We start from the raw sequence: 24919 nt of genomic DNA, 5'->3' as shown, positions 1-24919 counted from the left end.
GTTAACAGCGGATAAGTGGCCGTCCAGCCTCTGCGGGCCGGTGTGGCGGAATGGGTCGCAGTTGTTTTTTTGTGGGAGGGGCCGGGCGGCGTTCCGCTTTAGCCGCGACAGCTCCTGAGCTATCCAGATTTTCGCGGCTGAAGCCCCTCCCGCAGGTTCTTCTGTGTCCCTGACTTAGCGCTCGACGGCAGTCGGACGGTTCTGTTCGGCGCGCTTGCTCAGCAGGTCGAACACCGCCGGGTAGGCCGGTCGCTCGACATAGCGGCCGGCGCCACGTTCGGCGCGCAGCTCGCCATCGACCCAGACCAGTTTGCCGGCGCTGATGGTGTGACTGGGTACGCCGCGCACGGTCTTGCCTTCGAAGATGTTGAAGTCGACCTGCTGGTGATGGGTTTTCGCCGAGATGGTCCGTGTGCCTTGCGGGTCCCATAGGACCAGGTCGGCATCGGCACCGACCTGCAGCGCGCCCTTGCGCGGGTAAATGTTGAAGATTTTCGCGGTGTTGGTGCTGGTCAGCGCGACGAAGTCATTGATCGACAGCTTGCCGCTGCCCACCCCTTCATCCCAGAGCACCGCCATACGGTCCTCGATGCCGGCGGTGCCGTTGGGGATCTTGCTGAAGTCATCACGCCCGGCGGCTTTCTGTTCGGCGCAGAAGCAGCAGTGGTCGGTGGCGGTGGTGTGCAGGTTGCCCGACTGCAGGCCACGCCACAGGGCCTGCTGATGGCCGCGCGGGCGGAACGGTGGACTCATCACATAGCCGGCAGCGGTCTGCCAGTCGGGATGGCGGTACACGCTGTCGTCTAGCAGCAGGTGGCCGGCGAGCACCTCGCCGTACACAGGCTGGCCCTTGGCGCGGGCGTAGGTGATTTCATCCAGGGCTTCCTGGGTCGAGACATGCACCAGATAAAGCGGTGTACCCAGGGTCTCGGCGATGCGGATGGCGCGACTGGCGGCTTCGCCTTCGACCTGCGAGGGCCGCGACAGCGGGTGGGCTTCCGGCCCGGTCAGCCCCTGCGCGAGCAGCTTCTGCTGCAGGTGATAGACCAGTTCGCCGTTCTCCGCATGCACGGTGGGCACTGCGCCCAGTTCGAGGCAGCGCTCGAAGCTCGCCACCAGGGTGTCGTCGGCGGCCATGATGGCGTTCTTGTAGGCCATGAAGTGCTTGAAGCTGTTGACCCCGAACTTCGTCACCAGCTCGCCCATCTCGGCGGCGACCTGCTCGCTCCACCAGGTGATGGCGACGTGGAAACCGTAGTCAGACGCGGATTTCTTCGCCCAGTCGCGCCAGGTGTGGAAGGCGTCCAGCAAGGATTGCTGCGGATTGGGAATCACGAAATCGATGATCGAGGTGGTGCCACCGGCCAGGCCTGCGGCGGTGCCGCTAAAGAAGTCCTCGCTGGCCACCGTACCCATGAAGGGCAATTGCATATGGGTGTGCGGGTCGATGCCGCCGGGCATCAGGTACTGGCCGCTGCCGTCGAGTACCTGGCAGCCCGCGGGGGCGTCGAGGTTGTCGCCAATGGCCTGGATCAGGCCGTCTGCGCACAGCACATCGGCGCGGTAGCTTTGCTCATGGGTAACCAGGGTGGCGCCACGGATCAACAGCGACATGGTGGGTTCCTCGCAGGCTGGCCGATGCGTGTCGGCTCTTGGCTTTCTGGTGCTGACGAGGGGTAATGTCCATTCCTGTCAGTGGTGACAAGAACAGAATCTAGTTGCAGTAATCGGATTGGGCAAGATTATTTTTTGATCAGATTTTATTTATATAAGTATTTGAAAATTAAAAATAAAAACTAAAAATCACCAAAATGGTGAGGGCTCTCACCATTTTGACGCACTTGACAGAATGACAATATGGTCAAGATTTCTCATGGAAAATCAGCCGCTTGTGTCTTGGCATTGCGCGGCCTTGGGCGGCGAAAAAAAATTCGCTTGCACCAGTTTGAATCCTGACTGACAGGACAAGCCGCCCCGAGGATGTCGGTGGCGCGTGCTGGCGGCGCCTTTGGATTCAGATAAAGCGTTTTCAGATCAGATGCTTAATGTGTTCAAGCAGGCAGGATGCAGGTCCCGCCGGGGAATGCGGCACGCTTATTGAGTGGCGCTGCCCCCGTGCTGGCCGGCTACTGAACTCCGGCCATCGAATTAGCCCGATGCGCTAACAATCAGAAAAATACTGGAGAGGCCCATGCAACAGAGCAGATCGGAAGTGACCGAGCGGGAGGGCTTGTATGAGCTGAACGCTGGCAGCGACGTACTCGACAGCGCGCGCTACAACCATGACATCGCCCCGACCAAGGTGCATCAGCGAACCTGGAACAAGTGGCACATCACCGCGCTGTGGGTCGGCATGTCGATCTGCGTGCCCACCTACACCCTGGGCGGTGTACTCACCGCCTACTTCGGCCTGTCGGTGGGCGAGGCACTGCTGGCGATCCTGCTGGCCAACGTCGTGGTGCTGATCCCGCTGACACTCAACGCCTTTGCCGGCACCAAGTACGGCATCCCCTTCCCGGTATTGTTGCGCTCCTCGTTCGGCATACTCGGTTCCAACGTGCCCTGCCTGATTCGCGCCGTGGTGGCCTGCGGCTGGTTCGGTATTCAGACCCTGTTCGGTGGCCTGGCGATCCACCTGCTGCTGGGTTCGATTTTCGAGGGTTGGAAGGCGCTCGGCGGCACCGGCGAGGTGATCGGTTTCATGATCTTCTGGGTACTCAACCTGTGGATCGTGCTGCGCGGCGCCGAGTCGATCAAGTGGCTGGAAACCCTGTCCGCACCGCTGCTGGTGTTGGTTGGCGCCGGTCTGCTGGTGTGGGCATTGCCCAACGTGTCGATGAGCGAACTGCTGGCGCAGCCGGCCAATCGTCCCGAGGGTGCCAGCGTCACCGGTTACTTTCTCGCCGGGCTGACCGCCATGGTCGGCTTCTGGGCCACCCTGTCGTTGAATATCCCCGACTTCAGCCGCTACGCGAAGAGCCAGAAGGACCAGATTCTCGGGCAGATCTTCGGTCTGCCGCTGACCATGTTCCTCTTCGCCGCTCTCGGCGTGGTGATGACCGCCGCCTCGGAAGGTCTGGTGGGGCAGACGGTGGCCGATCCGGTCAGCCTGATCGGCCATATCCAGAGCCCCGGCTGGGTCGCCCTGGCCATGGCGTTGATCATCGTCGCCACGCTGTCGACCAACACGGCGGCGAACATCGTTTCGCCGACCAATGATTTCCAGAACATCGCGCCCAAGCTGATCGACCGCACCAAGGCGGTGATCCTCACCGGCCTGATCGGTCTCGGCCTGATGGGCCACGAGCTGTTGAAGAAGCTCGGTCTGCTGGTCTCAGAGCTGAGCCTGGAGAGCGTGTATTCCAACTGGTTGCTGGGTTACTCCAGCCTGCTCGGGCCGATTGCCGGGATCATGGTGGTCGACTACTTCCTGATCAAGAAACAGCAACTGGACCTGGCCGGGCTGTACCGCGATGACGTCTACCCGGCGTGGAACTGGATCGGCTTCGCCGCCTTCGCCGTACCTGTAGCGCTGACCCTGCTGTCGCTGGGCAGTAACGCCTTCAGCTGGTTCTACGACTACGGCTGGTTTACCGGCTCCTTTCTGGGCGGCTTGATCTACTTCGGTTTGTGCAGCCTGCGTAGCGCACAGCCGGTGGTGGCCAAGGCGCCGGTTTAAGGCAACAGCAGCGTGACTCAGCACACGCGCCTCGCTGCGGCGGGCGCGTCACAGACAACCAGAGAGGCCGAGGAAATAACCATGAAAACTGCCACCGAGGTTCTGCAATCCAGCCAGCCGCACGTCAACGGTGACCGCCTGTGGCAATCGCTGATGGAGTTGGCGCAGCTCGGCGCCACCGCCAAGGGCGGGGTCTGTCGCCTGGCCCTGACCGACCTCGACCGCCAGGCGCGCGACCTGTTCGTGCGCTGGTGCGAGGAGGCTGGTTGCACCGTCACGGTCGATGGCGTCGGCAACATCTTCGCTCGACGTCCCGGACGCAACGCTGCTCTGGCGCCGGTGATGACCGGCAGCCATATCGACACCCAGCCCACTGGCGGCAAGTTCGACGGCTGCTTCGGCGTATTGGCTGGTGTAGAGGTGCTGCGTACTCTCAACGACCTGGGCATACAGACCGAAGCGCCGCTGGAAGTGGTGGTGTGGACCAACGAGGAAGGCTCGCGCTTCGCCCCCTGCATGATGGGCTCCGGGGTGTTCGCCGAGAAGTTCACCCTGGAGGAAACCCTGGCCAAGCGCGACGCCGAAGGCATCAGCGTCGGCGAGGCGCTGAACGCCATCGGCTACGCCGGGTCACGGGCGGTGAGCGGCCATGCGGTGGGCGCCTATTTCGAGGCGCATATCGAGCAGGGGCCGATTCTCGAGGATCAGGGCAAGACCATTGGCGTGGTGCTCGGCGCGCTCGGGCAGAAGTGGTTCGATCTCACTCTCAAGGGCGTCGAGGCCCACGCCGGGCCCACGCCGATGCACCTGCGCAAGGACGCTCTGGTCGGCGCTGCGGCCGTGGTCGCAGCGGTCAACCGGGTGGCGCTGGAGCATCAACCGCATGCCTGCGGCACGGTCGGTTGCCTGCAGGCCTACCCCGGTTCGCGCAATGTGATTCCCGGTGAGGTGCGCATGACCCTGGACTTCCGCCATCTGCAGCCGGAACGCCTGGATTCGATGATCGAGGCGGTGCGTGGGGTGATCGAGGCAACCTGTGCCAAGCATGGCCTGAGTTTCGAGCTGACGCCGACCGCGGACTTCCCGCCGCTGTATTTCGACCTGGGCTGCGTCGAGGCGGTGCGCGGCGCGGCAGCCGGGTTGGGGTTATCGCATATGGACATCGTCAGCGGCGCCGGGCATGACGCGATCTTCCTCGCCGAGTTGGGCCCGGCCGGGATGATCTTCGTGCCGTGCGAGGGTGGTATCAGCCACAACGAAATCGAGAACGCCGCGCCAGCGGACCTGGCCGCCGGCTGCGCGGTGTTGCTGCGCGCCATGCTTGCTGCCTCCGTGGCACTGGCAGAGGGCAAGCTGGCGGCATGATTGGCCGAATCGCCATCGACTTGGGCGGTGGCAGTCATGGACGCCCGTTCCTGGTCGGGACAAGCTGCACACTCCATTACCGAGCTGCGGAGCCTCCATGACCCTTGCCTACTGGTGCGTGCTGATTGCCATCTTTCTGCCCTACCTGGGTACTGCTTCAGCCAAGTTCCTTGGCCCCGGCTACGGACCGCGCGCCAATCAGGATCCGCGCGCGTTCCTGAGTACCCTGGAGGGCTGGCGCAAGCGCGCCAACAACGCCCAGCTCAACGGCTTTGAGGTAACCCCGGCGTTCGCTGCCGCGGTGATCATCGCCCACCAGGCCGGCGGTGCCGAGCAGGGGCTGCTCGACCAGTTGGCCGTGGCCTTCATCGTCAGCCGCGTGCTGTATTTCATCTGCTATCTGGCTGACTGGGGTCCGGTGCGCTCGCTGGTGTGGTTCGCCGGGATGGGGCTGATCGCGGCGTTGTTCGTGGTGTCCGCCTAGTCGATATCTGCAGCTGACTGTGAAGATGAGCTAGAAAGGCACGTGACTGATCAGTCATTGCGCCGTTCTGGTGCGTTTTATGAGGTCAATCAGCCTGTAGGGCGGCTGGCCGCTGGCCACATTCTTGCTTGCTCCTGGTTATTTGGCGGGGTTTCCCGCCGTCTGCCAGGGAGCCTCTCATGTCCGCCACCGCCTTTTTCGACCGCCTGCTCTGCGCCATCGGCCTGCGCACGCTGAATCAGCAGTTTCTGTTTTCCTATGCGCTGATGTTTCTGCTTGCGGTGGTCGCCTCGGTGGCGCTGTACCTGAGCATGTCGGTGTCACCGGAGACCATCAATGTCGCCGGCGCGCAGCGCATGCTCAGCCAGAAGATGACCAAGGAGGCGCTGTTGCTGCGCGAAGGCGTCCTGCCTGCAGCGACGCTGGAAGCCACCATGGCGCAGTTCGATGCCGCCCATCGCGACCTGTTGAGTGGCAACGCGGCGCGCAATATCAGCGCCATCGCCGAGCCCAGCGTCCAGGCGCAGATGAACAAGGTCGGTGGCCTCTGGCAGGGCTTTCGTTCTCAGCTGCAGCGCGTTGTTGCAGGCGATGTGACAGTCGATCTCAAGGCCCTCGAGCAGCAGTCGGTCGAGCTGCTGCGCGAGATGAACCAGGCCGTCGGCTTGATGGCCGCGCATGCTGAAGGCAGCCAGCGCCGCCAGATGTGGCTGGCGTTCGGTTGCGTGCTGGGCATTCTGGCGCTGGTGGTGCTGGGCCGCCAGTTCGGCCTGCGTCCGCTGATGCACAACCTCAATGCAGTGGAGGGGGCGCTGACCCGAGTCGGCTCCGGTGACTTCACACGTAGCCTTGAAGGTCGTCAGGGTGACAACGAGATCGGCCGCATCTTCGCGGGCTACAACCGCATGCAGGAGCAGGTGCGTGGCTTGCTGGCGGAGGTCAAACGCAGCGGTGAGCGTACCGGGGAGCATGTCGGCAGTGTGGTCGGTGCCGCGCAATCGGCGGGCGATGGCGTGCGGCGCCAGTACGAGGATCTCGATCAGGTCGCCACCGCGATGAACGAGATGAGTGCCACCGTGGCCGAGGTCGCGCGTCACGCTGCCCATGCTGCCGAGTCGGCGCGCAGTGCCGATGATTGTGCGCAGAGCGGCAAGCAGGTGGTACAGCGCAGTGCGCAGCAGATCGCCGAGCTGGTGGAGCAGCTGCAGCGCAGTGGCGAGCAGGTACAACGCCTGGAAGCCGAAACCGCTGGTGTCGGCAAGGTGCTCGAAGTGATCACCGGCATCGCCGAGCAGACCAACCTGCTGGCGCTCAACGCAGCCATCGAGGCCGCGCGCGCCGGCGAGGCAGGCCGTGGCTTCGCTGTGGTCGCCGACGAGGTGCGCACCCTGGCCAGTCGTACCCAGCAGTCCACTGGCGAAATCCAGGCGATCATCCAGCGTTTACAGGGTGGTGCGCGCGATGCGGTCCTGGCGATGCAGCGCAGCGCGGCCCTGGCCGACGGCAACCTTCAGCATATCCGTCAGGCCAGCGAGGCACTGCAGACCATCGTCGGTGCGGTGGATGGCATCAATGCCCTGAACGCGCAGATCGCCACGGCCGCAGAACAGCAGAGCCAGGTGGCGCAGGAGATCGACCAGCGGGTAACGCACATCTCCAGCCTGGCCGAGCGTAGCCAGGGCGAGACCGAGAGTGTGGTGCAAGTCAGTGCGCAGATTCAGGGCGAGGTGCAACAGCTCAACAGCCAACTGGGGCGCTTCCGTACCTGAACCCTGGCTGACCAACGGATACAAACGACAGCTGTTGTGACAAGAGGTCGCTTGGCCCGACCGGGGCGAGCCGCGATACTGGCGCCCCCTTGTCGCCCGGAAGTCGTGTCGATGCCCCTGAAGAAACGCCTGCTGCTCACCTGCGTCTGCCTGACCCTGGCCGCCTGTGGTGGGGTCGACCCCAATTCACCGTTGGGCAAGCGCCAGGCAGCGTTCAAGGAGATGCTCAAGGTCAGCGAAGACCTCGGTGGGATGCTGCGCGGCCGCATTCCCTACGACGAGTCTGCTTTCATCACTGGCGCCGGCAAGCTGGAGCGCCTGTCGCGCGAGCCTTGGCAGCACTTTCCACAGGTCCGCGACGACGAGCGCAGCAAGGCCAACCCTGAAGTCTGGCAGCGCCAGGAGCAGTTCCAGTCGATGGCACGCGATCTGGAGCAGGCCACCGCCGCGCTGGTGCAGGCCGCGACCACTCCGCCGCTACGCCGCTCCGAGCTGGAGCCGGCCATGCAGACCATCGAGGATAGTTGCGAGGCATGCCACAAGGCGTTCCGCGCTTACTGATCGGCTCGCGCTTCGGCCTCGGCCTGCTGCAGCTCGGCGCGTGCCTCGGCCAGTTTGGCCTGACGCTTGGCGATCTTCTCCTGATCACCCTTGCCCATCGCGTCGCGCAGATCCATCTCGCGCTCCTGCACCTCCTCCCGGGCTTCCTTGACGGTGGCCAGGCGCTCCTTGTGCAGTGAAGCGTCATCGCAATGGGCATCGACATTACCCAGTGCTCTTTGCAGTCCATCCAATTCTCGCGAGTTGCCACTCTTGTGCGCTGCGTCGATCTTCTCCTGGAGCACCTGGCGTTTGGCGGCGCAGCCGCTGTCGCCTTCGGCGGCCAGAATCGGTGTGGCGTTCAGGTTGGCGGCCAGCAGCAGGCCGAGCAAAGCGGTTTGACGAATCATGCTCTCTCCTTGTGAGGGTCTACTTCGAAGTGACCCTGGTTGTTGCGCGAGGTTCGACCCGATTGGACCATTGGCTGATCTGGGTCAGCCGCGCGGTGAATTTTCCTGCGGCCTGAAACCGACAGTGCCGGCTTGCTGCAGACGCTCGCCCAGGCGCTGAACCTCGGGGTGGCTGAAGAACGCTACCAGGCGCTCAGCACTCTTCTGGTTCACGCCGGGTTGCTGCATCCATTCGGCGTGGTTGCGAGTCAGTAGCGTGGCCCAGTCGTCCTCCGCGCCGAGCTTGAAACCAGGCGGTGCGCCGAGTGCCCGCAGCCATTGTTGCAGTGGGCGCTGTCGGGCCTGGGCGAAGGCCTGCAGCAGCTGTGAGGCACGTCGTGGGCCGATACCTGGCAGCTGTTGCAGGTGTTCGCTATCGAGTTCCAGCCAATCGAGCAGACCATCCAGTTTCTGCCCCGCCAATAGCGTGCTCCAGGTGCCGGGTCCTACGCCGGTCAGGTTCAGCCCCTGCTTGCCGGCGAGCCAGTTCAAGCGTGCCCGGAACTGTTGCTGACATTCGTCGTTGAGGCGCCAGCAACTCAGGGCGTGGTATCGGTTGGGGTCCGGTGCGTGCACGGCTGCGCGCTCCGGGCTGCGCCAGATCACCTGGTCGAGACGCGGAATGGTCAGGCCGGCCAGGCGTATCGCAACCTGATCACCTGGGCGTATGTCCAGTTTCTCCCAGATCTGCAGCGAGCCGAGGGCAATCCGGCTGATCCGCCGCTCATCGAGGTCAACCGGCTGCAGGTGCAGAATCGGCGTGATGCGACCACTGCGGCCGATGTTGAACTCCACAGCCTGCACCACGGCCAGTGCCTGGCTGACCGGGTACTTCCAGGCGACCGCCCAGTGCGGTGCTTCTGCCCGCCAGCGTTCTCCGGGTGGCCGCATGCCTTGGCGTAGCACCACGCCGTCGCTGGCGAACGGTAGCGGCTCATCGAACCAGTGCTGGCGCCAGCGGCGGGCATCCTCGGCGCTTTTGAGCGGCTGGGTGTAGCGCAGGCTGTCGCTGAAGCCCAACTCCTGCAGGGCTTGCAGGCGCTCGGGCATGTTCGCCGGGCCGTCCGGCCAATCCCAGACGAACAGGCCGATGGCATTGGCCTGCTGCTCATCGAGCGTCTGTCGCGCCATCGATCCAGCTGCCTTGCCACGGGCGCCTGCACCTCCGTCGATGCCTTGCACGTGATTGTCCAGACGCCAGTAAAGCTCGCCCTGCAGCACGGCATCGAGTGGCTTCTGCAGGCGCGCGGGAATGGCCGACAGTTGCCGCGCGCGGGCTGTCCAGTCCTGGCCGCGGCTCCCGTCGCCACGGCTGATGGCTTGTTGCAGTACGCCGCCACGGTAGACCAGGGTGACCGCGACGCCGTCGACCTTGGGCTGAATCCACAGATCGCTGCGCTTGTTGACCCATTCGAACACGGCCGCTTCGTTCAGTTTGCGCAGTCCGGTCTGCGGCACCGGGTGCGTGATCGTTCCAGTGCTGCCAGCCAGTGGGTCTGGCAATGCCGTGTGGGCAGTCGCAAAGCACTGATGCCAGGTTTGCAGGCGCTCGCGTGCCTGGTCGTAGATTTCGTCGGCCACCGGCGAGCTACCGTGATTATGGTAGGCGTCGTCCCACTCGGCGATCTGCTGACTGAGTGCAGCAAGTTCGGACGTGCCCCGACTGGCGGGCCAGTCGGGGCAAGGGGTGGCCTGGGCGACCAGTGGAAGGAGTAGTAGCAGTAGGGCAGGTTTCATCGCGGAGCTTCCTTGCTCAAGGTATTCACTGAGCCTAGCAGGCTGTATGGGTATTCGCTGAGTCTCTGCAGCTAAGCCACGGATATTGTTCGGTTTTTTCTTGTTACCGGGCTGTGTGGGTGATAGATTCGCGCACCTTTTCTACCCCCAAACAAATGGATTTGCCCGGCGGGGGCGCATGGACAGCCGGGCCTCAACCCTCAGAGGTCTTCACCGATGCGTATTGTTTCCGTTGCCTGTTTCGCCGCTCTGGCCTTCGCCGTTCTGCCTGCTCATGCTGCCGAGGTCGCCGCGATCCAGGCTAAATGTCAGGAGCAGATGGCTGCCAATCAGGACGGTCTGGCTCAGATCAAGCAGTTGGCGGCACTGGCTGGCAACGACAAGGCCAGCGAAACCCTGGCTTCGCTTGATGGTGGCTGTGAGCGTCTCAGCGCTGAATCCGACGCCTCCACTCAGGCTGCTGCACCTGATCAGTTGAATGCCACCAAGGATGCACTCAAGGGCCTGAGTTCGATGTTCGGCAAATAAGCCCTCAGGCACGAAAAAGCCCCGCCAGATCGCTCTGGCGGGGCTTTTTCATTTTCAGGGCTTACAGGCCGGCAGCGGCGCGCAGGTCGGCAGCCTTGTCGGTGCGTTCCCAGGTGAAGGTGGTGAAGCTGTCTTCGCCGACGATCTTGGATTGCGGCGTGCGGCCGAAGTGGCCGTAAGCTGCGGTGTCCTGATACATCGGGTGCAGCAGGTCGAGCATCTTGGTTATGGCGTAGGGGCGCAGGTCGAACACGTCACGCACCAGTTTGATGATCTTCTCTTCGGCGATCTTGTGGGTGCCGAAGGTGTTGATCGAAATGGAGGTCGGCTGGGCCACGCCGATGGCGTAGGACACCTGGATCTCGCAGCGCTCGGCCAGGCCGGCAGCGACGATGTTCTTGGCCACGTAGCGGCCTGCATAGGCAGCGCTGCGATCGACCTTGGACGGGTCCTTGCCGGAGAAGGCGCCGCCGCCGTGGCGGGCCATGCCGCCGTAGCTGTCGACGATGATCTTGCGCCCGGTCAGGCCGCAGTCACCCACCGGGCCACCGATGATGAACTGGCCGGTCGGGTTGATGTGGAACTGGGTGTCCTTGTGCAGCAGCTCGGCCGGCAGCACGTGCTTGACGATCAGCTCCATCACCCCTTCGCGCAGGTCGTCGTATTTCACTTCCGGGTTGTGCTGGGTGGACAGCACCACTGCGTCGATGGCAACGACTTTGCCGTTCTCGTAACGGCAGGTGACCTGGGATTTGGCGTCCGGGCGCAGCCACGGCAGCAGGCCGGATTTGCGCGCTTCGGACTGACGCTCGACCAGGCGGTGCGAGAAGCAGATCGGCGCTGGCATCAGCACGTCGGTTTCGTTGCTGGCGTAGCCGAACATCAGGCCCTGGTCGCCAGCACCTTGATCTTCTGGCTTGGCGCGGTCGACGCCCTGGTTGATGTCCGGAGACTGCTTGCCGATGATGTTGAGCACGCCGCAGGTGGCGCCATCGAAGCCAACGTCGGAGCTTGTGTAGCCGATGTCGCAGATCACGTCGCGAACGATCTGCTCCAGGTCGACCCAGGCGCTGGTGGTCACTTCGCCAGCGACGATGGCGACACCAGTCTTGACCAGGGTTTCCACGGCCACGCGGGCGTGCTTGTCCTGGGCGATGATGGCGTCGAGCACCGCATCGGAGATCTGGTCGGCGATCTTGTCCGGATGCCCTTCGGACACGGACTCGGAGGTAAACAGGGAATATTCGCTCATCTATCGGTTCCTTTCTTGCCGGAGGCTGAAGGCGCTGTGCGCATCGGTTTTGGCAAAGTGCCGTAATTGAATCTGAAAGCCGTTTTTCAGGCCTATGTAGAGGCTTTCGCCGGGTGTCAGGCCGGCGGCCGTCGCCCAGCGCGCCAGGTCTTCCTGTTCGAAACCGAGCCACAGGTCGCCGCAGGCTTCGCGCGCCCAGCTCTGGTCGTGGCTGCACAGTTCGCTGAGCAGCAGGCTGCCGCCGGGGGCGACCAAGGCGGCCAGCTTGCGAAAGGCTTCGGCCGGCGTGGCGAAGTGGTGCAGAACCATGTTCAGTACCACGCAATCGGCCGTGACTGGCGCGTCCTGCAGCGCATCGGCCAGTTTCAGCTCGACGTTATCCAGGCCCTCGGCGGCGCAGCGTTGGCTGGCCAGTTCGAGCATCGCCGGGCTGTTGTCCAGTGCCGTGACCTGGGCGAAGCGCCGCGCCAGTTCGGGCAGGAAGGCGCCGTCGCCGGGGCCAATTTCCAGTGCCGTGGCATCGGCGGTGAAATGCAGGGCATCGAGCAGGGACAGCAGGCTGTCGCGGTACTGCGGCAAACCTGCGATCAGATCTTGCTGGGCCTGGAAGCTGGTGGCCATGCGCGCGAAGAAATCGCGGCTGACGGTGGCGCGCTGCTGATGCACGGTGGTGATACGCGCCTGCACATCGCCGGGCAGCGGCAGTTCGTCGATATCGTCCAGCAGGGCGGCATGCAGGCGGCCATTGGGCAGGGCACGGCGGTAGAAGATCGCGTTGCCCTCGCGGCGCGTCGCCACCAGGCCGGCCTGGGCCAGTACCTTGAGGTGGTGGCTCATGCCTGACTGACCAATGGCGAAGATCTGCGCCAGTTCCAGGACGCCAAATGAATCGTTGCTCAGGGTGCGCAGCACGCTCAGGCGCAGCGGATCGCCGCCGGCCTTGCACAGGGCGGCGAGCTCGTCGCAGGGGTCGAATTCCAACTGGGGTGCGCGCAGGGTCATGGTGGCGCAGTCTAGTCGGTCATTTTTCATACAGCAATATCAATATCAAAAAGTTTTGATATTGATTTCGTGGCTAGCCTGGAACCTGGCTCAACTGCAGAAAGGCTGCGGGGGCCGGGCTCAGGCTGGTGCCGAGGCGCCACAGTACATGCAGTTCACGCTCGATCTGCAGGTCCTGCACTGCCAAGCGCTGCAGTTCGCCGCTGGCCAGTTCACGTTCGACCACCCGCTGCGACAGCCAGGCGATGCCCTTGCCATCGGTGAGAAGGCGCTTGAGCGCCTCGGTGCTGCCGATGGCCATGCCGGCCTCTGGCTCCAATCCGTGGTCGCGGTAGGCCTGCTCGATGCTGGCGCGAGCACCTGAGCCGGGTTCGCGCATGTACAGCGGGTACGTCTGCAGGTCGCGGGCCTCAAGGCGCTCGGCCCTGGCCAGCGGGTGCAGCGGCGATACCACCGGAAGCAGGGCATCGCGTGCCAACAGGTGATGCGCGTAGTCGGTCTGTGCGAACGGGCCTTCGACGAAGCCCAGACTGATGCGGCCTTCGTCCAGTTGCCGGGTCACGACGTCGGTGTTGCTGACTTCCAGGCTGACGAATATCTGTGGATGCAGGGCGCGGAAGCGGGTGAGGAGTGGCGGCAGCAGGTAGGAGCCGAGCGTGGCGCTGGCGCCCAGATGCAACTCGCCCTGCTCCAGTTGGGCAAAGTCGCGCAGGTCGCGTTCGGCAGCGCGCTCCAGAGCGAAGATGCGCCGCGCATAGTCATGCAGGCGCAGGCCGCCTTCGGTCAGTTGCACGCCGCGTGGCTGGCGATCGAACAGGCGCAGGTCGAGGCTGGCTTCGAGATCGCGAATTTCCCGCGTTACGGCAGGCTGACTGATGTGCAGGCGTTCGGCGCCGGCGCTGATGCTGCCGGCTTCTGCCACGGCCAGAAAAACCTTCAGGTGATGGAGATTCATGATTTATGCATAAAAGAAAAGTATGGATTGAATGCTGAATATGTATTTTTAATATGGCAAGCCAATTCTTACCCTTGCGCCATCACTCATGTCACGGGACCACCCGACTCATGCCGCGCCCCTTCAGTCGTTTACCCGAGCCCCTGGCTTTCATTCGCCATTTCACTCCCAGCTGGTTCGCCGTGACCATGGGCACCGGTGTGCTGGCGCTGGTGATCGCTCATCTGCCCTGGCATCTGCCGGGATTGTCGATGCTCGCCGAGGGGTTGTGGTTTGTTGCGGTCGGCCTGTTTGCCTTGTTCGGCATTTTGTTTCTGCTGCGCCTGGCGCTGTTTCGCGAAACCATCTGGCCGATGTTGCTGCATCCGGTGCAGTCGATGTTCCTTGGTGCCATTCCCATGGGCCTGGCGGTGCTGATCAAGGGCTTGCTGCTGTTCGGCGTGCCGCGCTGGGGCGAAGGGATTTACGCGCTGGCCCATGCACTGTGGTGGCTGGACGCGGCGCTGGCGCTGCTCGGCGCCTTGTTGGTGCCTTATCTGATGTTCACCCGCCAGCATCATGCGCTGGAGAAGCTCACCGCGGTCTGGCTGCTACCTATCGTCGCACCGGAGGTCGCCGCCAGCACGGCAGGGGCGCTGGCGCCGCATCTGGCGGCCGAGGCGGCGCAACAGTTGCTGGTGGCCGGTTTCGTGCTCTGGGGATTGTCGCTGTCGCTGGCGTTCTCACTGATCACTCTGGTGCTGCTGCGCCTGGCCCTGCACAAATTGCCGGATACCGATTTCGCCGCCACCAGCTGGCTGCCGCTGGGGCCGCTGGCTACCGGCTGTCTGGGCCTTCTGAGCATGGGGCAGGCGGCGCCGCTGGCTTTTGCCGGTACGCCGCTGGTCAGCGCCGCCGAGCTGGCGCGGGATCTCGGTCTGATCGGCGGCCTGGCCTTGTGGGGCGCTGGGTTGTGGTGGCTGGTGATCGCCACGTTGTTCACCCGTCACTACATCCGCGACAACATGCCGTTCAACCTCGGTTGGTGGGGGTTCACCTTTCCGCTGGGCGTATTCGCCCTGGCCACCTTCGAACTGCAGGCCGTGACCGGTTTGAGTCTTTTCGCCTTCATCGGTCTGCTGCTGGCGGTGCAACTGGCGGCGGTCTGGACGCTGGTGTTCAGTCGCACGCTCGCCGGCGTCTGGCATGGTGAGTTGTTTCAGGCGCCCTGCCTGGGCGGGCCGGGCAGCCCGGCGGTGAGCGTTCTGAGCGAACAGGCGGGCTGATTTGGTCTCTACGACCATCTGTCATTGCCCCATGGGGGCTGGCTGGGCGAAAATAGGCGTCTTTTTTCGCCCCCTTCATTCAGAAGCAGCCCCCGTAGGAGATTCAGCGATGCCCAGCCGTCGTGAGCGAGCCAATGCCATTCGTGCCCTGAGCATGGATGCCGTGCAGAAAGCCAACAGCGGCCACCCCGGTGCCCCCATGGGCATGGCGGACATCGCCGAAGTGCTGTGGCGCGACTACCTCAAGCACAACCCGAGAAACCCGAACTTCGCTGATCGTGACCGCTTCGTGCTGTCCAACGGTCATGGCTCGATGCTGATCTATTCGCTGCTGCACCTGACTGGCTACGACCTCGGCATCGAAGACCTCAAGCAGTTCCGCCAACTGCACAGCCGGACTCCAGGCCACCCGGAATACGGTTACACCCCAGGTGTAGAGACCACCACCGGCCCGCTCGGCCAGGGCATTGCCAACGCCGTCGGCTTCGCCATCGCCGAGAAGGTGCTCGGCGCGCAGTTCAACCGTGAAGGCCACAACATCGTCGACCACAACACCTACGTGTTCCTTGGCGACGGCTGCATGATGGAAGGCATCAGCCATGAAGTCTGCTCCCTGGCCGGCACCCTGGGCCTGGGCAAGCTGATCGCCTTCTACGACGACAACGGCATTTCCATCGACGGTGAAGTCGAGGGCTGGTTCACCGACGATACGCCCAAGCGCTTCGAAGCCTACGGCTGGCAGGTGATCCGCAACGTCGACGGCCATGACGCCGAAGAGATCAAGATGGCCATCGAGACCGCGCGCAAGAGCGTGGACCAGCCGACCCTGATCTGCTGCAAGACCACCATCGGCTTCGGTTCGCCGAACAAGCAGGGCAAGGAAGAGTGCCACGGTGCCCCGCTGGGTAACGACGAAATTGCCCTGACCCGCGCCGCGCTGGGCTGGAACCACGGCCCGTTCGAAATCCCGGCCGAGATCTACGCCGAGTGGGACGCCAAGGTCGCTGGTGCTGCCGCCGAAGCCGCCTGGAACGAGAAGTTTGCCGCCTACGCCGCTGCCCATCCTGAACTGGCCGCCGAGTTCAAGCGCCGCATTGCCGGTGAGCTGCCGGCCGATTTCGCCGAGAAGGCCGCTGCCTACATCAAGGATGTCGCCGAGAAGGGTGAAACCATCGCCAGCCGCAAGGCCAGCCAGAACGCGCTGAATGCCTTCGGCCCGGTGCTGCCGGAATTTCTCGGCGGTTCGGCCGACCTGGCCGGCTCCAACCTGACCCTGTGGAAGGGCTGCAAGGGCGTCTCCGCTGAAGACGCTTCCGGCAACTACATGTTCTACGGCGTGCGCGAGTTCGGCATGAGCGCCATCATGAACGGCATCGCGCTGCACGGCGGTTTCGTGCCGTACGGTGCGACCTTCCTGATCTTCATGGAATACGCGCGCAACGCCGTGCGCATGTCCGCGCTGATGAAGAAACGTGTGCTGTACGTGTTCACCCACGACTCCATCGGCCTCGGCGAAGACGGCCCGACCCACCAGCCGATCGAGCAACTGGCCAGCCTGCGTGGCACGCCAAACCTCGACACCTGGCGCCCGGCCGATGCCGTGGAGTCCGCCGTTGCCTGGAAATACGCCATCGAGCGCGCCGACGGCCCGAGCGCCCTGGTGTTCAGCCGTCAGAACCTGCCGCACCAGCCGCGCGATGCCCAGCAGCTGAGTGATATTGAGCGTGGTGGCTACGTACTGAAAGACAGCGCTGGCGAGCCGGAGCTGATCCTGATCGCCACCGGTTCGGAAGTCGGTCTGGCCGTGGCGGCTTACGACAAACTGACCGCCGCCGGTCATAAGGTGCGCGTGGTGTCGATGCCTTCCACCAGCGTCTTCGATGCCCAGGACGCCGGCTACAAGCAGGACGTGCTGCCGCTGCAGGTCAGCGCGCGCATCGCCATCGAGGCTTCGCACGCCGACTACTGGTACAAGTACGTGGGCCTGGAAGGACGCATCATCGGCATGACCAGCTTCGGCGAGTCGGCCCCGGCCCCAGCCTTGTTCGAGCACTTCGGTTTCACCGTCGACAACATCGTCGCCACTGCCGAAGAATTGCTGGACGCCTGAGCGAGAGCGACGCTGTAGGGTGGGTGACGCTCTGTTCACCCACCGTTACACCGCCCGGTGGATCGATAAAGCGCGGTCCACCCAACGTTCATCCGAGATTTCCTATGTCCAATCGCCCCTATCGTGTCGCCCTCAACGGTTATGGCCGCATCGGCCGTTGCGTGCTGCGCGCGCTGCATGAGCGTGGCAATTCGGCGAGTCTGGAAATCGTCGCGCTGAACGACCTGGCCGATCAGGCCAGCATCGAATACCTGACCCGCTTCGACTCCACCCACGGGCGCTTTCCCGGCGAGGTGAAGGTCGATGGCGACTGCCTGCACATCAATGGCGATTGCGTGAAGGTGCTGCGCCAGAGCGAACCCGAGGCCATCGACTGGACGGCGTTGGATATCGATCTGCTGCTGGAGTGCTCCGGTCAGTACGTCACCCGTGACCAGGCGCAACGCTTCATCGACGCCGGCGCGCCGCGCGTGCTGCTGTCGCAGCCGATGGCCAGCGAGGCGGATATCGATGCCACCGTGGTCTACGGAGTCAATCAGCAGTGCCTGAGCGGCGCCGAGCGACTGGTATCGAATGCATCCTGCACCACCAACTGCGGTGTGCCGTTGCTGAAACTTCTCGATGAGGTGGTGGGTCTGGAGTACGTCTCCATTACCACCATTCACTCGGCGATGAACGACCAACCGGTGATCGATGCCTACCACCACGAAGACCTGCGCCGCACGCGCTCGGCCTTCCAGTCGGTGATCCCGGTATCCACCGGCCTGGCCCGCGGTATCGAGCGTTTGCTGCCGGAGCTGGCCGGGCGTATCCAGGCCAAGGCCATCCGGGTGCCGACGGTTAACGTTTCCTGTCTGGATATCACCCTGCAGACCGCGCGCGATACCTCTGCAGAAGAGATCAACCGCGTGCTGCGCCAGGCGGCGGAAAGTGGCCCGCTAAAGGGGCTGCTGGCCTACACCGAACTGCCGCACGCCAGTTGCGACTTCAACCACGACCCGCATTCGGCCATCGTCGACGGCAGCCAGACCCGCGTTTCCGGCCCGCGCCTGGTCAACCTGCTGGCCTGGTTCGACAACGAGTGGGGGTTTGCCAACCGCATGCTCGATGTCGCCGAACATTTTCTTGCTGTATCCACTTCCTCCGTACAACCAGCCTTTGTGAAGGACTGATCCATGACCGTTCTGAAGATGACCGACCTCGACCTCGCTGGTAAGCGTGTGTTGATCCGCGAAGACCTCAACGTCCCGGTGAAGGACGGTGTGGTCAAGAGCGACGCGCGTATCCTCGCCTCCTTGCCGACCATCAAGCTGGCGCTGGAGAAGGGCGCGGCCGTGCTGGTCTGCTCGCACCTGGGGCGCCCGGAAGAGGGCATCTACAGCGAGGAAGACAGCCTGGCACCGGTCGCCGCCTACCTGAGCAAGGCGCTCGGCCGCGATGTGCCGCTGGTCAAGGACTACCTCGGCGGTGTCGAGGTCAAGGCCGGTGAGCTGGTGCTGCTGGAAAACGTGCGTTTCAACAAGGGTGAAAAGAAGAACACCGACGAGCTGGCCCAGCAGTACGCTGCCCTGTGCGACGTGTTCGTGATGGACGCCTTCGGTACCGCACACCGCGCCCAGGGTTCGACTCATGGCGTGGCCAAGTTCGCCAAGGTCGCCTGCGCCGGCCCGCTGCTGGCAGCCGAGCTGGACGCCCTGGGCAAGGCCCTGGACAAGCCGGCCCGACCGATGCTGGCCATCGTCGCCGGCTCCAAGGTGTCGACCAAGCTCGACGTGCTCAACTCCCTGGCCGATATCTGCGACTCGCTGATCGTCGGCGGCGGCATCGCCAACACCTTCCTCGCTGCGGCCGGTCTGCCAGTGGGCAAGTCGCTGTACGAGGCCGACCTGGTCGACACCGCCAAGGCCATCGCGGCCAAGGTCAGCGTACCGCTGCCGGTCGACGTGGTGGTCGCCAAGGCCTTCGCCGAGGATGCCGAAGCCACCGTCAAGGCGGTCAAGGATGTGGCTGAAGACGACATGATCCTCGACATCGGCCCGCAGACTGCGGTGATGTTCGCCGAGATGCTCAAGGCTTCGCAGACCATCCTGTGGAACGGCCCGGTCGGTGTGTTCGAGTTCGATCAGTTCGGCAACGGCACCAAGGCCCTGGCCCTGGCCATCGCTGAAAGTCCTGCGTTCTCCATCGCTGGCGGTGGCGACACCCTGGCAGCCATCGACAAATATGGCGTAGCCGACAAGATCTCCTACATTTCCACTGGCGGCGGCGCGTTCCTCGAGTTCGTCGAAGGCAAGGTGCTGCCAGCTGTGGAAGTGCTGGAGCAACGCGCGCAATAAACACCGGCCAGGGTGAAGGGGCGTCCTTCACCCGCGGCGGATTAAACCCTGACGTGAACGGGTGGTCTGTAGAAAACCGGATCATCGAACAAGGAGTCATGTCATGGGCAAGTTAGCCGTCTTGAGTGTCATGGGTATATTGCTGGCGGGTTGCGCTGGCGGTGGTCGAGAAGCGGCCTGCGAGGTGTTCAGCCCGGCGCAGATCGAAACTCCGACCACTCAGGATGATCAGCGTGTCGAGCAGAGCAGTGGTCAGCCCACGGGTTCGACACCGGAACAGCGTTGCTGACGAGGAGAGGCAATGATCGGAATCAGACAGGTGGGGCTTGCTGCCGCCACCCTGCTGCTTGTGGCCTGTAGCAGTCAGCCAGAGGCACCGGATCAATGGAATCGTTGGGTATGCGACAGCCAGACCGAAGTGCTGTGGCGCTTCGTCAACGACAGCGTCGACCAGGTGGATGTGCGCCTGGGCGGTGGCGACATCGTTTACCGTCTGACTCAGGAGCCGGCAGGATCTGGCGCGCTGTACAGCGACGGGCGTTTGTCCTTCCACACCAAGGGTGAGGAAGGCCTGGTCTACTGGACGGCGACCGATGACCTGATAGGCCGCGGCTGCAAGGCCCCGTAACATCCTCGGCGACGCCGAGGCGAGAACTGCGGGCATGCCCGAGCTTCAGGAAACTTGAACAACGCCTGCCCCTGCGGCAGGCTTGCACGATTAACGACCTCCAAACCGGGAGACAGAAACACCATGGCACTTATCAGCATGCGCCAGATGCTCGACCACGCCGCCGAATTCGGCTACGGCGTGCCGGCCTTCAACGTCAACAACCTCGAGCAGATGCGCGCCATCATGGAAGCCGCCGACAAGACCGATTCGCCGGTCATCGTCCAGGCCTCCGCTGGTGCCCGCAAGTACGCAGGCGCGCCTTTCCTGCGCCACCTGATCCTGGCTGCCATCGAGGAGTTCCCGCACATCCCGGTGTGCATGCATCAGGATCACGGCACCAGCCCTGACGTCTGCCAGCGCTCCATCCAGCTGGGTTTTTCCTCGGTGATGATGGACGGCTCGCTCAAGGAAGACGGCAAGACTCCGGCCGACTACGACTACAACGTGCGCGTGACCCAACAGACCGTTGCGTTCGCACACGCCTGTGGCGTTTCCGTAGAAGGTGAGTTGGGTTGCCTGGGTAGCCTGGAAACCGGCATGGCCGGTGAAGAAGACGGCGTCGGCGCCGAGGGCGTGCTGGATCACAGTCAACTGCTGACCGACCCGGAAGAAGCTGCTGCCTTCGTCAAGGCCACCCAGGTCGATGCCCTGGCCATTGCCATCGGCACCAGTCACGGCGCCTATAAGTTCACCAAGCCGCCAACCGGCGACGTGCTCTCCATCGAGCGCATCAAGGAAATCCACAAGCGCATCCCCAACACCCATCTGGTGATGCACGGTTCTTCCTCCGTTCCGCAGGAATGGCTGAAGGTGATCAACGAATTCGGCGGCGACATCAAGGAAACCTACGGCGTACCGGTCGAGGAAATCGTCGAAGGCATCAAGCACGGCGTGCGCAAGGTCAACATCGACACCGACCTGCGTCTGGCTTCCACGGGCGCCATCCGCCGTATGATGGCCGAGCATCCGAGCGAGTTCGACCCGCGCAAGTTCTTCGCCAAGACCATCGTCGCCATGCGCGACATCTGCATCGCCCGCTACGAAGCCTTCGGCACCGCCGGCAACGCCTCCAAGATCAAGCCGATCTCCCTGGAAGGCATGTACCAGCGCTACGCCAGCGGCGAGCTGAATGCCAAGGTAAACTGAGCCTGCGCGGGCGCTAGCCCGCCGCCTGGTTCAGCCGAAAGCCGCGACTGCGCAAACGTCGCGGCTTTTTCATGCCTGGCGTTCGGGTTTCAGGGGGTTGCGCTGAGCAGGGCGCGGTGCTCGATAAGCAGCTTGTCGAAGCGTGCAGCGCCCGCCTCGGTCTCGTAGCCAGTGTTGTCCTGGGTATAAACGCCGGCCTTGAAATACAGCGGCTTCTGAGCCCAACCCGAGTCAAGTCGGGTGCCCCATTTGCTGGCGTTGAGGTTGATTACCAGCGTGCCTTTGGGTGTCAGGTGCACCACATAGGTAAAACGCTGGTCCAGGGCAATGCCAGTAGCAAGGGTAACGGTCTGAATCTCGGCCTCGGGGCGCAGGCGCACCTTGGCGACGATATTGCCGCTTTGCGTATGGGCCTTGTACTGATACTCCAGCTTGAGCAGCGGCATCGAGCTCTTGTAGGCGTGGATCTGACCGATGACGATCTTGCCGGTCGACGGTACCTGGCTAACGCTCAGCGCGGCGCGCAGGAAATGGTCGGCTCCCGGATAAGTCCAGTTGCGCAGGCTGCCGTCGGCGTAGGTCTCGCGTAGCTCGCTGCGGGGGTACTTGGCGCTCTCGGTGGTGGTGCCGTTGACCGGTGACCAGAAGAAGATGGCGCCATCTTTGGACTGAAAATAGTGATCCTGATAACCACCGGCCAGCACGCGGGTTTCGATGGTAGTCGCCGGGACGCCGACTGGAATGCTGAGATTCCACATGGCGAGTTCGATCATGTTCAACGCTCCTGAAAAACGGAAACTTCAGTCGGTGGCACATCTCATCCAGGAGTCAGTAACGGCTTACTTGGCGTTCCAGCCGGTGACGCGCGAGCTAGAAGGGCGGCAGGGCTGCCTGTCGCGAGCAGCGAGTGCGCTCGTGGCAGGCGTTGTAACGGCTGCCGGTGGGAAAGCGAGAGGGCCGTACGTCGTATTGTTGGCGTCAATATAAGGTCGTAATCAGTGGCGTTTCGATCCACTCTGGAATCCTGTCGTGCTGCGCTCGGCTCGGTGCAGGTAAAACCCTGTAAAACACCCAGGGCATAACGGCTGATGGGGTACGCCATAATCCCTGCACTGTCGTTCCGGGAACCTGCCACCCATGTCCAGCAAGCCACGTCTGTTGCTCGCTTTCCTTCTTGCCGTGTTGCTGGCCTCGCTGCTCGCCTCGATCTTCCAGACCCAGACCAACCTCGCCGCGCTGCAGGCGCTCGGCGCGCCGATGCCGCTGGATGTGCGCGTCGGCACCACCTGTCTCGATCTGCTTGGCTTCGCCCCGACCTTCGCTCTGCTCAGTGCCCTGGGATTTCTCATCGCCCTGCCGCTGGCTACCTGGCTGGCGCGGCGCATGCCGCCGCTGCGCTGGCTGATCTTCGTGCTGGCCGGTGCTGCAGCCATCTGGACGGCACTGGCACTGGCCAATGCGCTGGCGCCGATGCCGACTCTGATTGCCGCTGACCGCAGCCCTTTCGGCACGCTCGGGCTGATGGCCTGCGGTAGCGTCGGTGCGCTGCTGTTCGGCCTGCTCGGCCGACAAGTGCGCTACCGGACGCAGCCGACTTCCTCCGATTCTCTGTGACAAGGCGTTGCCCATGTTGAGAAGCACCCGCGCGCTGATGCTCGGCGCCCTGTTCGTCAGCACGCCGCTGCTGGCCCAGGACTACCGTGTCGAAATCTTCAGCGAAGGCCTGGAGAACCCTTGGGCCGTGGCTTTCCTGCCGGACGGTCGCATGCTGGTTACCGAACGTGTCGGGCGGCTGCGCATCATCGAAGCCGACGGCAGTGTCGATCCCGAGCCGGTGGCGGGTTTGCCCGAAGCCTTCATCGCTGCCCAGGCCGGGTTGATGGAAGTGGCGCTGGATCCCGACTACAGCGACAACCGCTGGCTGTACCTGACCTATGCGCATGGCTCGCTGGAGGCCAACAACACGCGTCTGGCTCGCGCCCGCCTGGTGGATGACGAGCTGCACGACTTCGAAGTGTTGTTCACCGCCCAGCCGCTCAAGGCTGGCGCCGCGCATTACGGCGGGCGTATCGCCTTTCTCGCCGACAAGACCCTGGTGCTGACTCTGGGCGACGGCTTCGACTGGCGCGAGCAGGCGCAGAACCCGGCCAACCACCTGGGCAAGATCGTGCGTCTGAACCGCGACGGCAGCGTGCCGCAGGACAACCCGCTGGTGGGGCAGGAAGGCGCTGCGCCGGAGATCTACAGCCTCGGCCACCGCAACGTCCAGGGCATCTTCTACGACGCCGAGCACAACCGGCTGTATAGCCACGAGCACGGCCCGCGCGGAGGGGACGAGCTCAACCTGATCGAGGCCGGCAACAACTACGGCTGGCCGCTGGCGACCTTCGGTATCGATTACACCGGTGCGCGCGTGAGCCCCTACACCGAGCTGCCGGGGTTGACCTCGCCATTGCTGCACTGGACGCCCTCGGTGGCGCCGTCGAGCCTGACCCTGTATCGCGGCGAGCGTTTCCCCGAGTGGCAGGGCGACTTGTTCGCCGCCACCCTGGCCGAGCGCAGCGTACGACGCATTCGCGTGCGCGACGGCATGCTGGCCGGTGAGGAAATCCTCTTCGAGGAGCTGGGCGAGCGCATTCGCGATGTGCGCAGCGGGCCGGACGGCGCGCTTTATCTGCTCACCGATAACCCAGAGGGGCGCCTGCTGCGTGTGGTGCCCAGCGAGTAATGCGGCATCCGTTACACTGGCGGTCCTGATGTATGTGGAATCGTATCGTTGAAGTATCTACAGGGTTATCCGGTTGCCTTCCAGCAGCAGGTTCGCCAACTGATCGCCGATGACCGGTTGGGCGACTACCTGGCGCAGCGCTATCCGGGCCGGCATGAGGTGCAGAGCGACAAGGCGCTCTACGGCTACGTGATGGCGCTCAAGCAGGAGCACCTGAAGAACGCACCGGCCATCGACAAGGTGCTCTACGACAATCGCCTCGACCTCACCCACCGCGCCCTCGGCCTGCACACGGCGATCTCGCGGGTGCAGGGCGGCAAGCTCAAGGCGAAGAAGGAGATTCGCGTCGCCTCGCTGTTTCGCGATGCGGCGCCGGCCTTTTTACAGATGATCGTGGTGCACGAACTGGCGCACCTTAAAGAGGCCGATCACAACAAGGCTTTTTACAAGCTGTGCGATCACATGTTGCCGGGCTATGCGCAGATCGAGTTCGACTTGCGCATGTACCTGACCTGGCGCGAAATGACCGGCACAGGCTGAGCCACAGGGTGCGGCTGGCTCCATCGTAGGGTGTGCTGTGCGCACCGGTGGAACACCCCGGTGTATCAGCTGTGCAGGCGCAGGTTGAGCTGATCGACTACTTCGGCCCAGTCGGCGTCTTCGAGAATTTCCTCGCGCAGCAGCGCGGCCTGCGCCGGGCTCCAGAACGGCGCATCGGCCAGCGAGCAAGTGGCTGGCAGCGGCGAATGGGTACTGATGAAGGCGTTGATGCTGGTGGCATCGTCAGGCAGGCCGAGCTGCTTGAACAGGGCTGGCAGGCTGTGGGTCGGGTTTTCCATGGTATGGGCTCTCGCAAGGCGTGGTGTTCATCGCTCATTACCAACCCTAGCCCAGATAGTTCCGT

24 protein-coding genes and 1 pseudogene are annotated in these 24919 nt (G+C 63.6%); 17 read left to right on the top strand and 8 right to left on the bottom strand.

Features of this window, described 5'->3' with window-relative positions:
* Nucleotides 1–174: 174 nt before the first annotated feature.
* Nucleotides 175–1614, bottom strand: coding sequence for a dihydropyrimidinase (gene hydA, locus INS93_RS03745; protein ID WP_160019008.1), 1440 nt, complete (start codon nucleotides 1612–1614; stop codon nucleotides 175–177).
* Between the two features lie 577 nt (nucleotides 1615–2191).
* Between hydA and INS93_RS03740 the strand changes: the two genes are divergently transcribed.
* The 6 genes and pseudogenes from INS93_RS03740 (at nucleotide 2192) to INS93_RS03720 (ending at nucleotide 7858) form a co-directional block, all read left to right on the top strand.
* Nucleotides 2192–3679, top strand: coding sequence for an NCS1 family nucleobase:cation symporter-1 (locus INS93_RS03740; protein ID WP_192980348.1), 1488 nt, complete (start codon nucleotides 2192–2194; stop codon nucleotides 3677–3679).
* Between the two features lie 81 nt (nucleotides 3680–3760).
* On the top strand, nucleotides 3761–5044 hold the full coding sequence (locus INS93_RS03735) for a Zn-dependent hydrolase (RefSeq protein WP_192980347.1): 1284 nt from the start codon (nucleotides 3761–3763) through the stop codon (nucleotides 5042–5044).
* Between the two features lie 97 nt (nucleotides 5045–5141).
* Nucleotides 5142–5528, top strand: a complete 387-nt coding sequence (locus tag INS93_RS03730) for an MAPEG family protein (protein WP_160019011.1) — start codon at nucleotides 5142–5144, stop codon at nucleotides 5526–5528.
* A gap of 179 nt (nucleotides 5529–5707) precedes the next feature.
* Nucleotides 5708–6439 (top strand): annotated as a pseudogene (locus INS93_RS24995) (type IV pili methyl-accepting chemotaxis transducer N-terminal domain-containing protein); the annotation flags it as partial.
* Nucleotides 6434–7297, top strand: a complete 864-nt coding sequence (locus INS93_RS24990) for a methyl-accepting chemotaxis protein (RefSeq protein ID WP_420707273.1) — start codon at nucleotides 6434–6436, stop codon at nucleotides 7295–7297. The pseudogene INS93_RS24995 and the gene INS93_RS24990, both read left to right, overlap by 6 nt.
* A 111-nt stretch (nucleotides 7298–7408) precedes the next feature.
* Nucleotides 7409–7858 (top strand): c-type cytochrome, encoded by a 450-nt coding sequence (locus INS93_RS03720; protein ID WP_192980345.1) that lies wholly within the window; start codon nucleotides 7409–7411, stop codon nucleotides 7856–7858.
* Here INS93_RS03720 and INS93_RS03715 read toward each other — a convergent pair.
* Both INS93_RS03715 and ligB read right to left on the bottom strand, forming a co-directional pair.
* Nucleotides 7852–8247 (bottom strand): DUF1090 domain-containing protein, encoded by a 396-nt coding sequence (locus tag INS93_RS03715; RefSeq protein ID WP_192980344.1) that lies wholly within the window; start codon nucleotides 8245–8247, stop codon nucleotides 7852–7854. The genes INS93_RS03720 and INS93_RS03715 overlap by 7 nt on opposite strands.
* 84 nt (nucleotides 8248–8331) lie before the next feature.
* Nucleotides 8332–10023, bottom strand: coding sequence for an NAD-dependent DNA ligase LigB (gene ligB / locus INS93_RS03710; protein ID WP_192980343.1), 1692 nt, complete (start codon nucleotides 10021–10023; stop codon nucleotides 8332–8334).
* Nucleotides 10024–10239: 216 nt separating this feature from the next.
* Here ligB and INS93_RS03705 point away from each other — a divergent pair, with 216 nt between their 5' ends.
* The gene (locus tag INS93_RS03705) at nucleotides 10240–10551 is read left to right on the top strand and encodes a hypothetical protein (protein ID WP_160019016.1); all 312 of its coding nucleotides are present in this window, start codon (nucleotides 10240–10242) and stop codon (nucleotides 10549–10551) included.
* Nucleotides 10552–10612: 61 nt separating this feature from the next.
* On the opposite strand, the gene metK is transcribed toward INS93_RS03705, so the two are convergent.
* The 3 genes from metK to INS93_RS03690 all read right to left on the bottom strand — a co-directional run bounded on the left by metK (nucleotide 10613) and on the right by INS93_RS03690 (nucleotide 13760).
* Nucleotides 10613–11803, bottom strand: coding sequence for a methionine adenosyltransferase (gene metK / locus INS93_RS03700; protein ID WP_192980342.1), 1191 nt, complete (start codon nucleotides 11801–11803; stop codon nucleotides 10613–10615).
* Nucleotides 11804–12805: a metalloregulator ArsR/SmtB family transcription factor gene (locus INS93_RS03695; protein WP_192980341.1), complete on the bottom strand. Its 1002-nt coding sequence runs from the start codon at nucleotides 12803–12805 to the stop codon at nucleotides 11804–11806.
* A gap of 73 nt (nucleotides 12806–12878) precedes the next feature.
* Entirely contained in the window at nucleotides 12879–13760 is an 882-nt protein-coding gene (locus INS93_RS03690; RefSeq protein WP_192980340.1) for a LysR family transcriptional regulator, read from the bottom strand.
* 110 nt (nucleotides 13761–13870) lie between these two features.
* On the opposite strand from INS93_RS03690, the gene INS93_RS03685 reads away from it, so the two are divergent.
* The 7 genes from INS93_RS03685 (at nucleotide 13871) to fba (ending at nucleotide 21287) form a co-directional block, all read left to right on the top strand.
* Nucleotides 13871–15025 (top strand): TDT family transporter, encoded by a 1155-nt coding sequence (locus INS93_RS03685; RefSeq protein ID WP_192980339.1) that lies wholly within the window; start codon nucleotides 13871–13873, stop codon nucleotides 15023–15025.
* 109 nt (nucleotides 15026–15134) lie between these two features.
* The gene (gene tkt / locus INS93_RS03680) at nucleotides 15135–17135 is read left to right on the top strand and encodes a transketolase (RefSeq protein WP_192980338.1); all 2001 of its coding nucleotides are present in this window, start codon (nucleotides 15135–15137) and stop codon (nucleotides 17133–17135) included.
* A 104-nt stretch (nucleotides 17136–17239) separates the two neighbouring features.
* Nucleotides 17240–18307 (top strand): erythrose-4-phosphate dehydrogenase, encoded by a 1068-nt coding sequence (epd, locus tag INS93_RS03675; RefSeq protein WP_192980337.1) that lies wholly within the window; start codon nucleotides 17240–17242, stop codon nucleotides 18305–18307.
* A gap of 3 nt (nucleotides 18308–18310) precedes the next feature.
* Nucleotides 18311–19471 (top strand): phosphoglycerate kinase, encoded by a 1161-nt coding sequence (locus tag INS93_RS03670; protein WP_192980336.1) that lies wholly within the window; start codon nucleotides 18311–18313, stop codon nucleotides 19469–19471.
* A gap of 103 nt (nucleotides 19472–19574) precedes the next feature.
* On the top strand, nucleotides 19575–19760 hold the full coding sequence (locus tag INS93_RS03665) for a hypothetical protein (protein WP_160019024.1): 186 nt from the start codon (nucleotides 19575–19577) through the stop codon (nucleotides 19758–19760).
* Between the two features lie 12 nt (nucleotides 19761–19772).
* A complete protein-coding gene (locus tag INS93_RS03660; RefSeq protein ID WP_192980335.1) occupies nucleotides 19773–20099 on the top strand; it encodes an MliC family protein in 327 nt (108 codons plus the stop codon).
* A 123-nt stretch (nucleotides 20100–20222) separates the two neighbouring features.
* Entirely contained in the window at nucleotides 20223–21287 is a 1065-nt protein-coding gene (gene fba, locus INS93_RS03655; RefSeq protein WP_084341275.1) for a class II fructose-bisphosphate aldolase, read from the top strand.
* Nucleotides 21288–21376: 89 nt separating this feature from the next.
* Here the strand turns inward: fba and INS93_RS03650 are convergent, their stop codons facing one another.
* Nucleotides 21377–22060, bottom strand: coding sequence for a polysaccharide lyase family 7 protein (locus INS93_RS03650; protein ID WP_192980334.1), 684 nt, complete (start codon nucleotides 22058–22060; stop codon nucleotides 21377–21379).
* 364 nt (nucleotides 22061–22424) lie between these two features.
* On the opposite strand from INS93_RS03650, the gene INS93_RS03645 reads away from it, so the two are divergent.
* Genes INS93_RS03645 through INS93_RS03635 form a run of 3 tightly spaced genes read left to right on the top strand, consistent with a single transcriptional unit; the run spans nucleotide 22425 to nucleotide 24555 of the window.
* Nucleotides 22425–22901, top strand: coding sequence for a hypothetical protein (locus INS93_RS03645; protein ID WP_192980333.1), 477 nt, complete (start codon nucleotides 22425–22427; stop codon nucleotides 22899–22901).
* Nucleotides 22902–22914: 13 nt separating this feature from the next.
* Entirely contained in the window at nucleotides 22915–24015 is a 1101-nt protein-coding gene (locus INS93_RS03640; RefSeq protein WP_160019029.1) for a PQQ-dependent sugar dehydrogenase, read from the top strand.
* A gap of 39 nt (nucleotides 24016–24054) precedes the next feature.
* Nucleotides 24055–24555 carry a YgjP-like metallopeptidase domain-containing protein gene (locus INS93_RS03635; RefSeq protein WP_192980427.1) on the top strand — a complete coding sequence of 167 codons (501 nt, stop codon included), beginning with the start codon at nucleotides 24055–24057 and terminating at the stop codon, nucleotides 24553–24555.
* A gap of 65 nt (nucleotides 24556–24620) precedes the next feature.
* Here the strand turns inward: INS93_RS03635 and INS93_RS03630 are convergent, their stop codons facing one another.
* Nucleotides 24621–24854, bottom strand: coding sequence for a DUF2789 domain-containing protein (locus INS93_RS03630; protein WP_192980332.1), 234 nt, complete (start codon nucleotides 24852–24854; stop codon nucleotides 24621–24623).
* Nucleotides 24855–24919: the final 65 nt, after the last annotated feature.

Source organism: Pseudomonas sp. EggHat1 (assembly GCF_014892995.1).
GTDB lineage: Bacteria > Pseudomonadota > Gammaproteobacteria > Pseudomonadales > Pseudomonadaceae > Aquipseudomonas > Aquipseudomonas chaetocerotis.
This window is presented reverse-complemented; position numbering and strand designations above follow the sequence as displayed.

Bases quoted from the DNA above. Each gene is read 5' to 3' on its own strand.
- INS93_RS03705 (WP_160019016.1), top strand. From the start codon at position 10,240: ATGCGTATTGTTTCCGTTGCCTGTTTCGCCGCTCTGGCCTTCGCCGTT.
- INS93_RS03660 (WP_192980335.1), top strand. From the start codon at position 19,773: ATGATCGGAATCAGACAGGTGGGGCTTGCTGCCGCCACCCTGCTGCTT.
- INS93_RS03735 (WP_192980347.1), top strand. From the start codon at position 3,761: ATGAAAACTGCCACCGAGGTTCTGCAATCCAGCCAGCCGCACGTCAAC.
- tkt (WP_192980338.1), top strand. From the start codon at position 15,135: ATGCCCAGCCGTCGTGAGCGAGCCAATGCCATTCGTGCCCTGAGCATG.
- INS93_RS03650 (WP_192980334.1), bottom strand. From the start codon at position 22,060: ATGATCGAACTCGCCATGTGGAATCTCAGCATTCCAGTCGGCGTCCCG.
- INS93_RS03645 (WP_192980333.1), top strand. From the start codon at position 22,425: ATGTCCAGCAAGCCACGTCTGTTGCTCGCTTTCCTTCTTGCCGTGTTG.
- INS93_RS03730 (WP_160019011.1), top strand. From the start codon at position 5,142: ATGACCCTTGCCTACTGGTGCGTGCTGATTGCCATCTTTCTGCCCTAC.
- INS93_RS03715 (WP_192980344.1), bottom strand. From the start codon at position 8,247: ATGATTCGTCAAACCGCTTTGCTCGGCCTGCTGCTGGCCGCCAACCTG.
- INS93_RS03690 (WP_192980340.1), bottom strand. From the start codon at position 13,760: ATGAATCTCCATCACCTGAAGGTTTTTCTGGCCGTGGCAGAAGCCGGC.
- INS93_RS03695 (WP_192980341.1), bottom strand. From the start codon at position 12,805: ATGACCCTGCGCGCACCCCAGTTGGAATTCGACCCCTGCGACGAGCTC.
- INS93_RS24990 (WP_420707273.1), top strand. From the start codon at position 6,434: ATGCAGGAGCAGGTGCGTGGCTTGCTGGCGGAGGTCAAACGCAGCGGT.
- hydA (WP_160019008.1), bottom strand. From the start codon at position 1,614: ATGTCGCTGTTGATCCGTGGCGCCACCCTGGTTACCCATGAGCAAAGC.
- INS93_RS03665 (WP_160019024.1), top strand. From the start codon at position 19,575: ATGGGCAAGTTAGCCGTCTTGAGTGTCATGGGTATATTGCTGGCGGGT.
- INS93_RS03740 (WP_192980348.1), top strand. From the start codon at position 2,192: ATGCAACAGAGCAGATCGGAAGTGACCGAGCGGGAGGGCTTGTATGAG.
- INS93_RS03685 (WP_192980339.1), top strand. From the start codon at position 13,871: ATGCCGCGCCCCTTCAGTCGTTTACCCGAGCCCCTGGCTTTCATTCGC.
- fba (WP_084341275.1), top strand. From the start codon at position 20,223: ATGGCACTTATCAGCATGCGCCAGATGCTCGACCACGCCGCCGAATTC.
- INS93_RS03640 (WP_160019029.1), top strand. From the start codon at position 22,915: ATGTTGAGAAGCACCCGCGCGCTGATGCTCGGCGCCCTGTTCGTCAGC.
- ligB (WP_192980343.1), bottom strand. From the start codon at position 10,023: ATGAAACCTGCCCTACTGCTACTACTCCTTCCACTGGTCGCCCAGGCC.
- INS93_RS03670 (WP_192980336.1), top strand. From the start codon at position 18,311: ATGACCGTTCTGAAGATGACCGACCTCGACCTCGCTGGTAAGCGTGTG.
- INS93_RS03630 (WP_192980332.1), bottom strand. From the start codon at position 24,854: ATGGAAAACCCGACCCACAGCCTGCCAGCCCTGTTCAAGCAGCTCGGC.
- INS93_RS03720 (WP_192980345.1), top strand. From the start codon at position 7,409: ATGCCCCTGAAGAAACGCCTGCTGCTCACCTGCGTCTGCCTGACCCTG.
- epd (WP_192980337.1), top strand. From the start codon at position 17,240: ATGTCCAATCGCCCCTATCGTGTCGCCCTCAACGGTTATGGCCGCATC.
- metK (WP_192980342.1), bottom strand. From the start codon at position 11,803: ATGAGCGAATATTCCCTGTTTACCTCCGAGTCCGTGTCCGAAGGGCAT.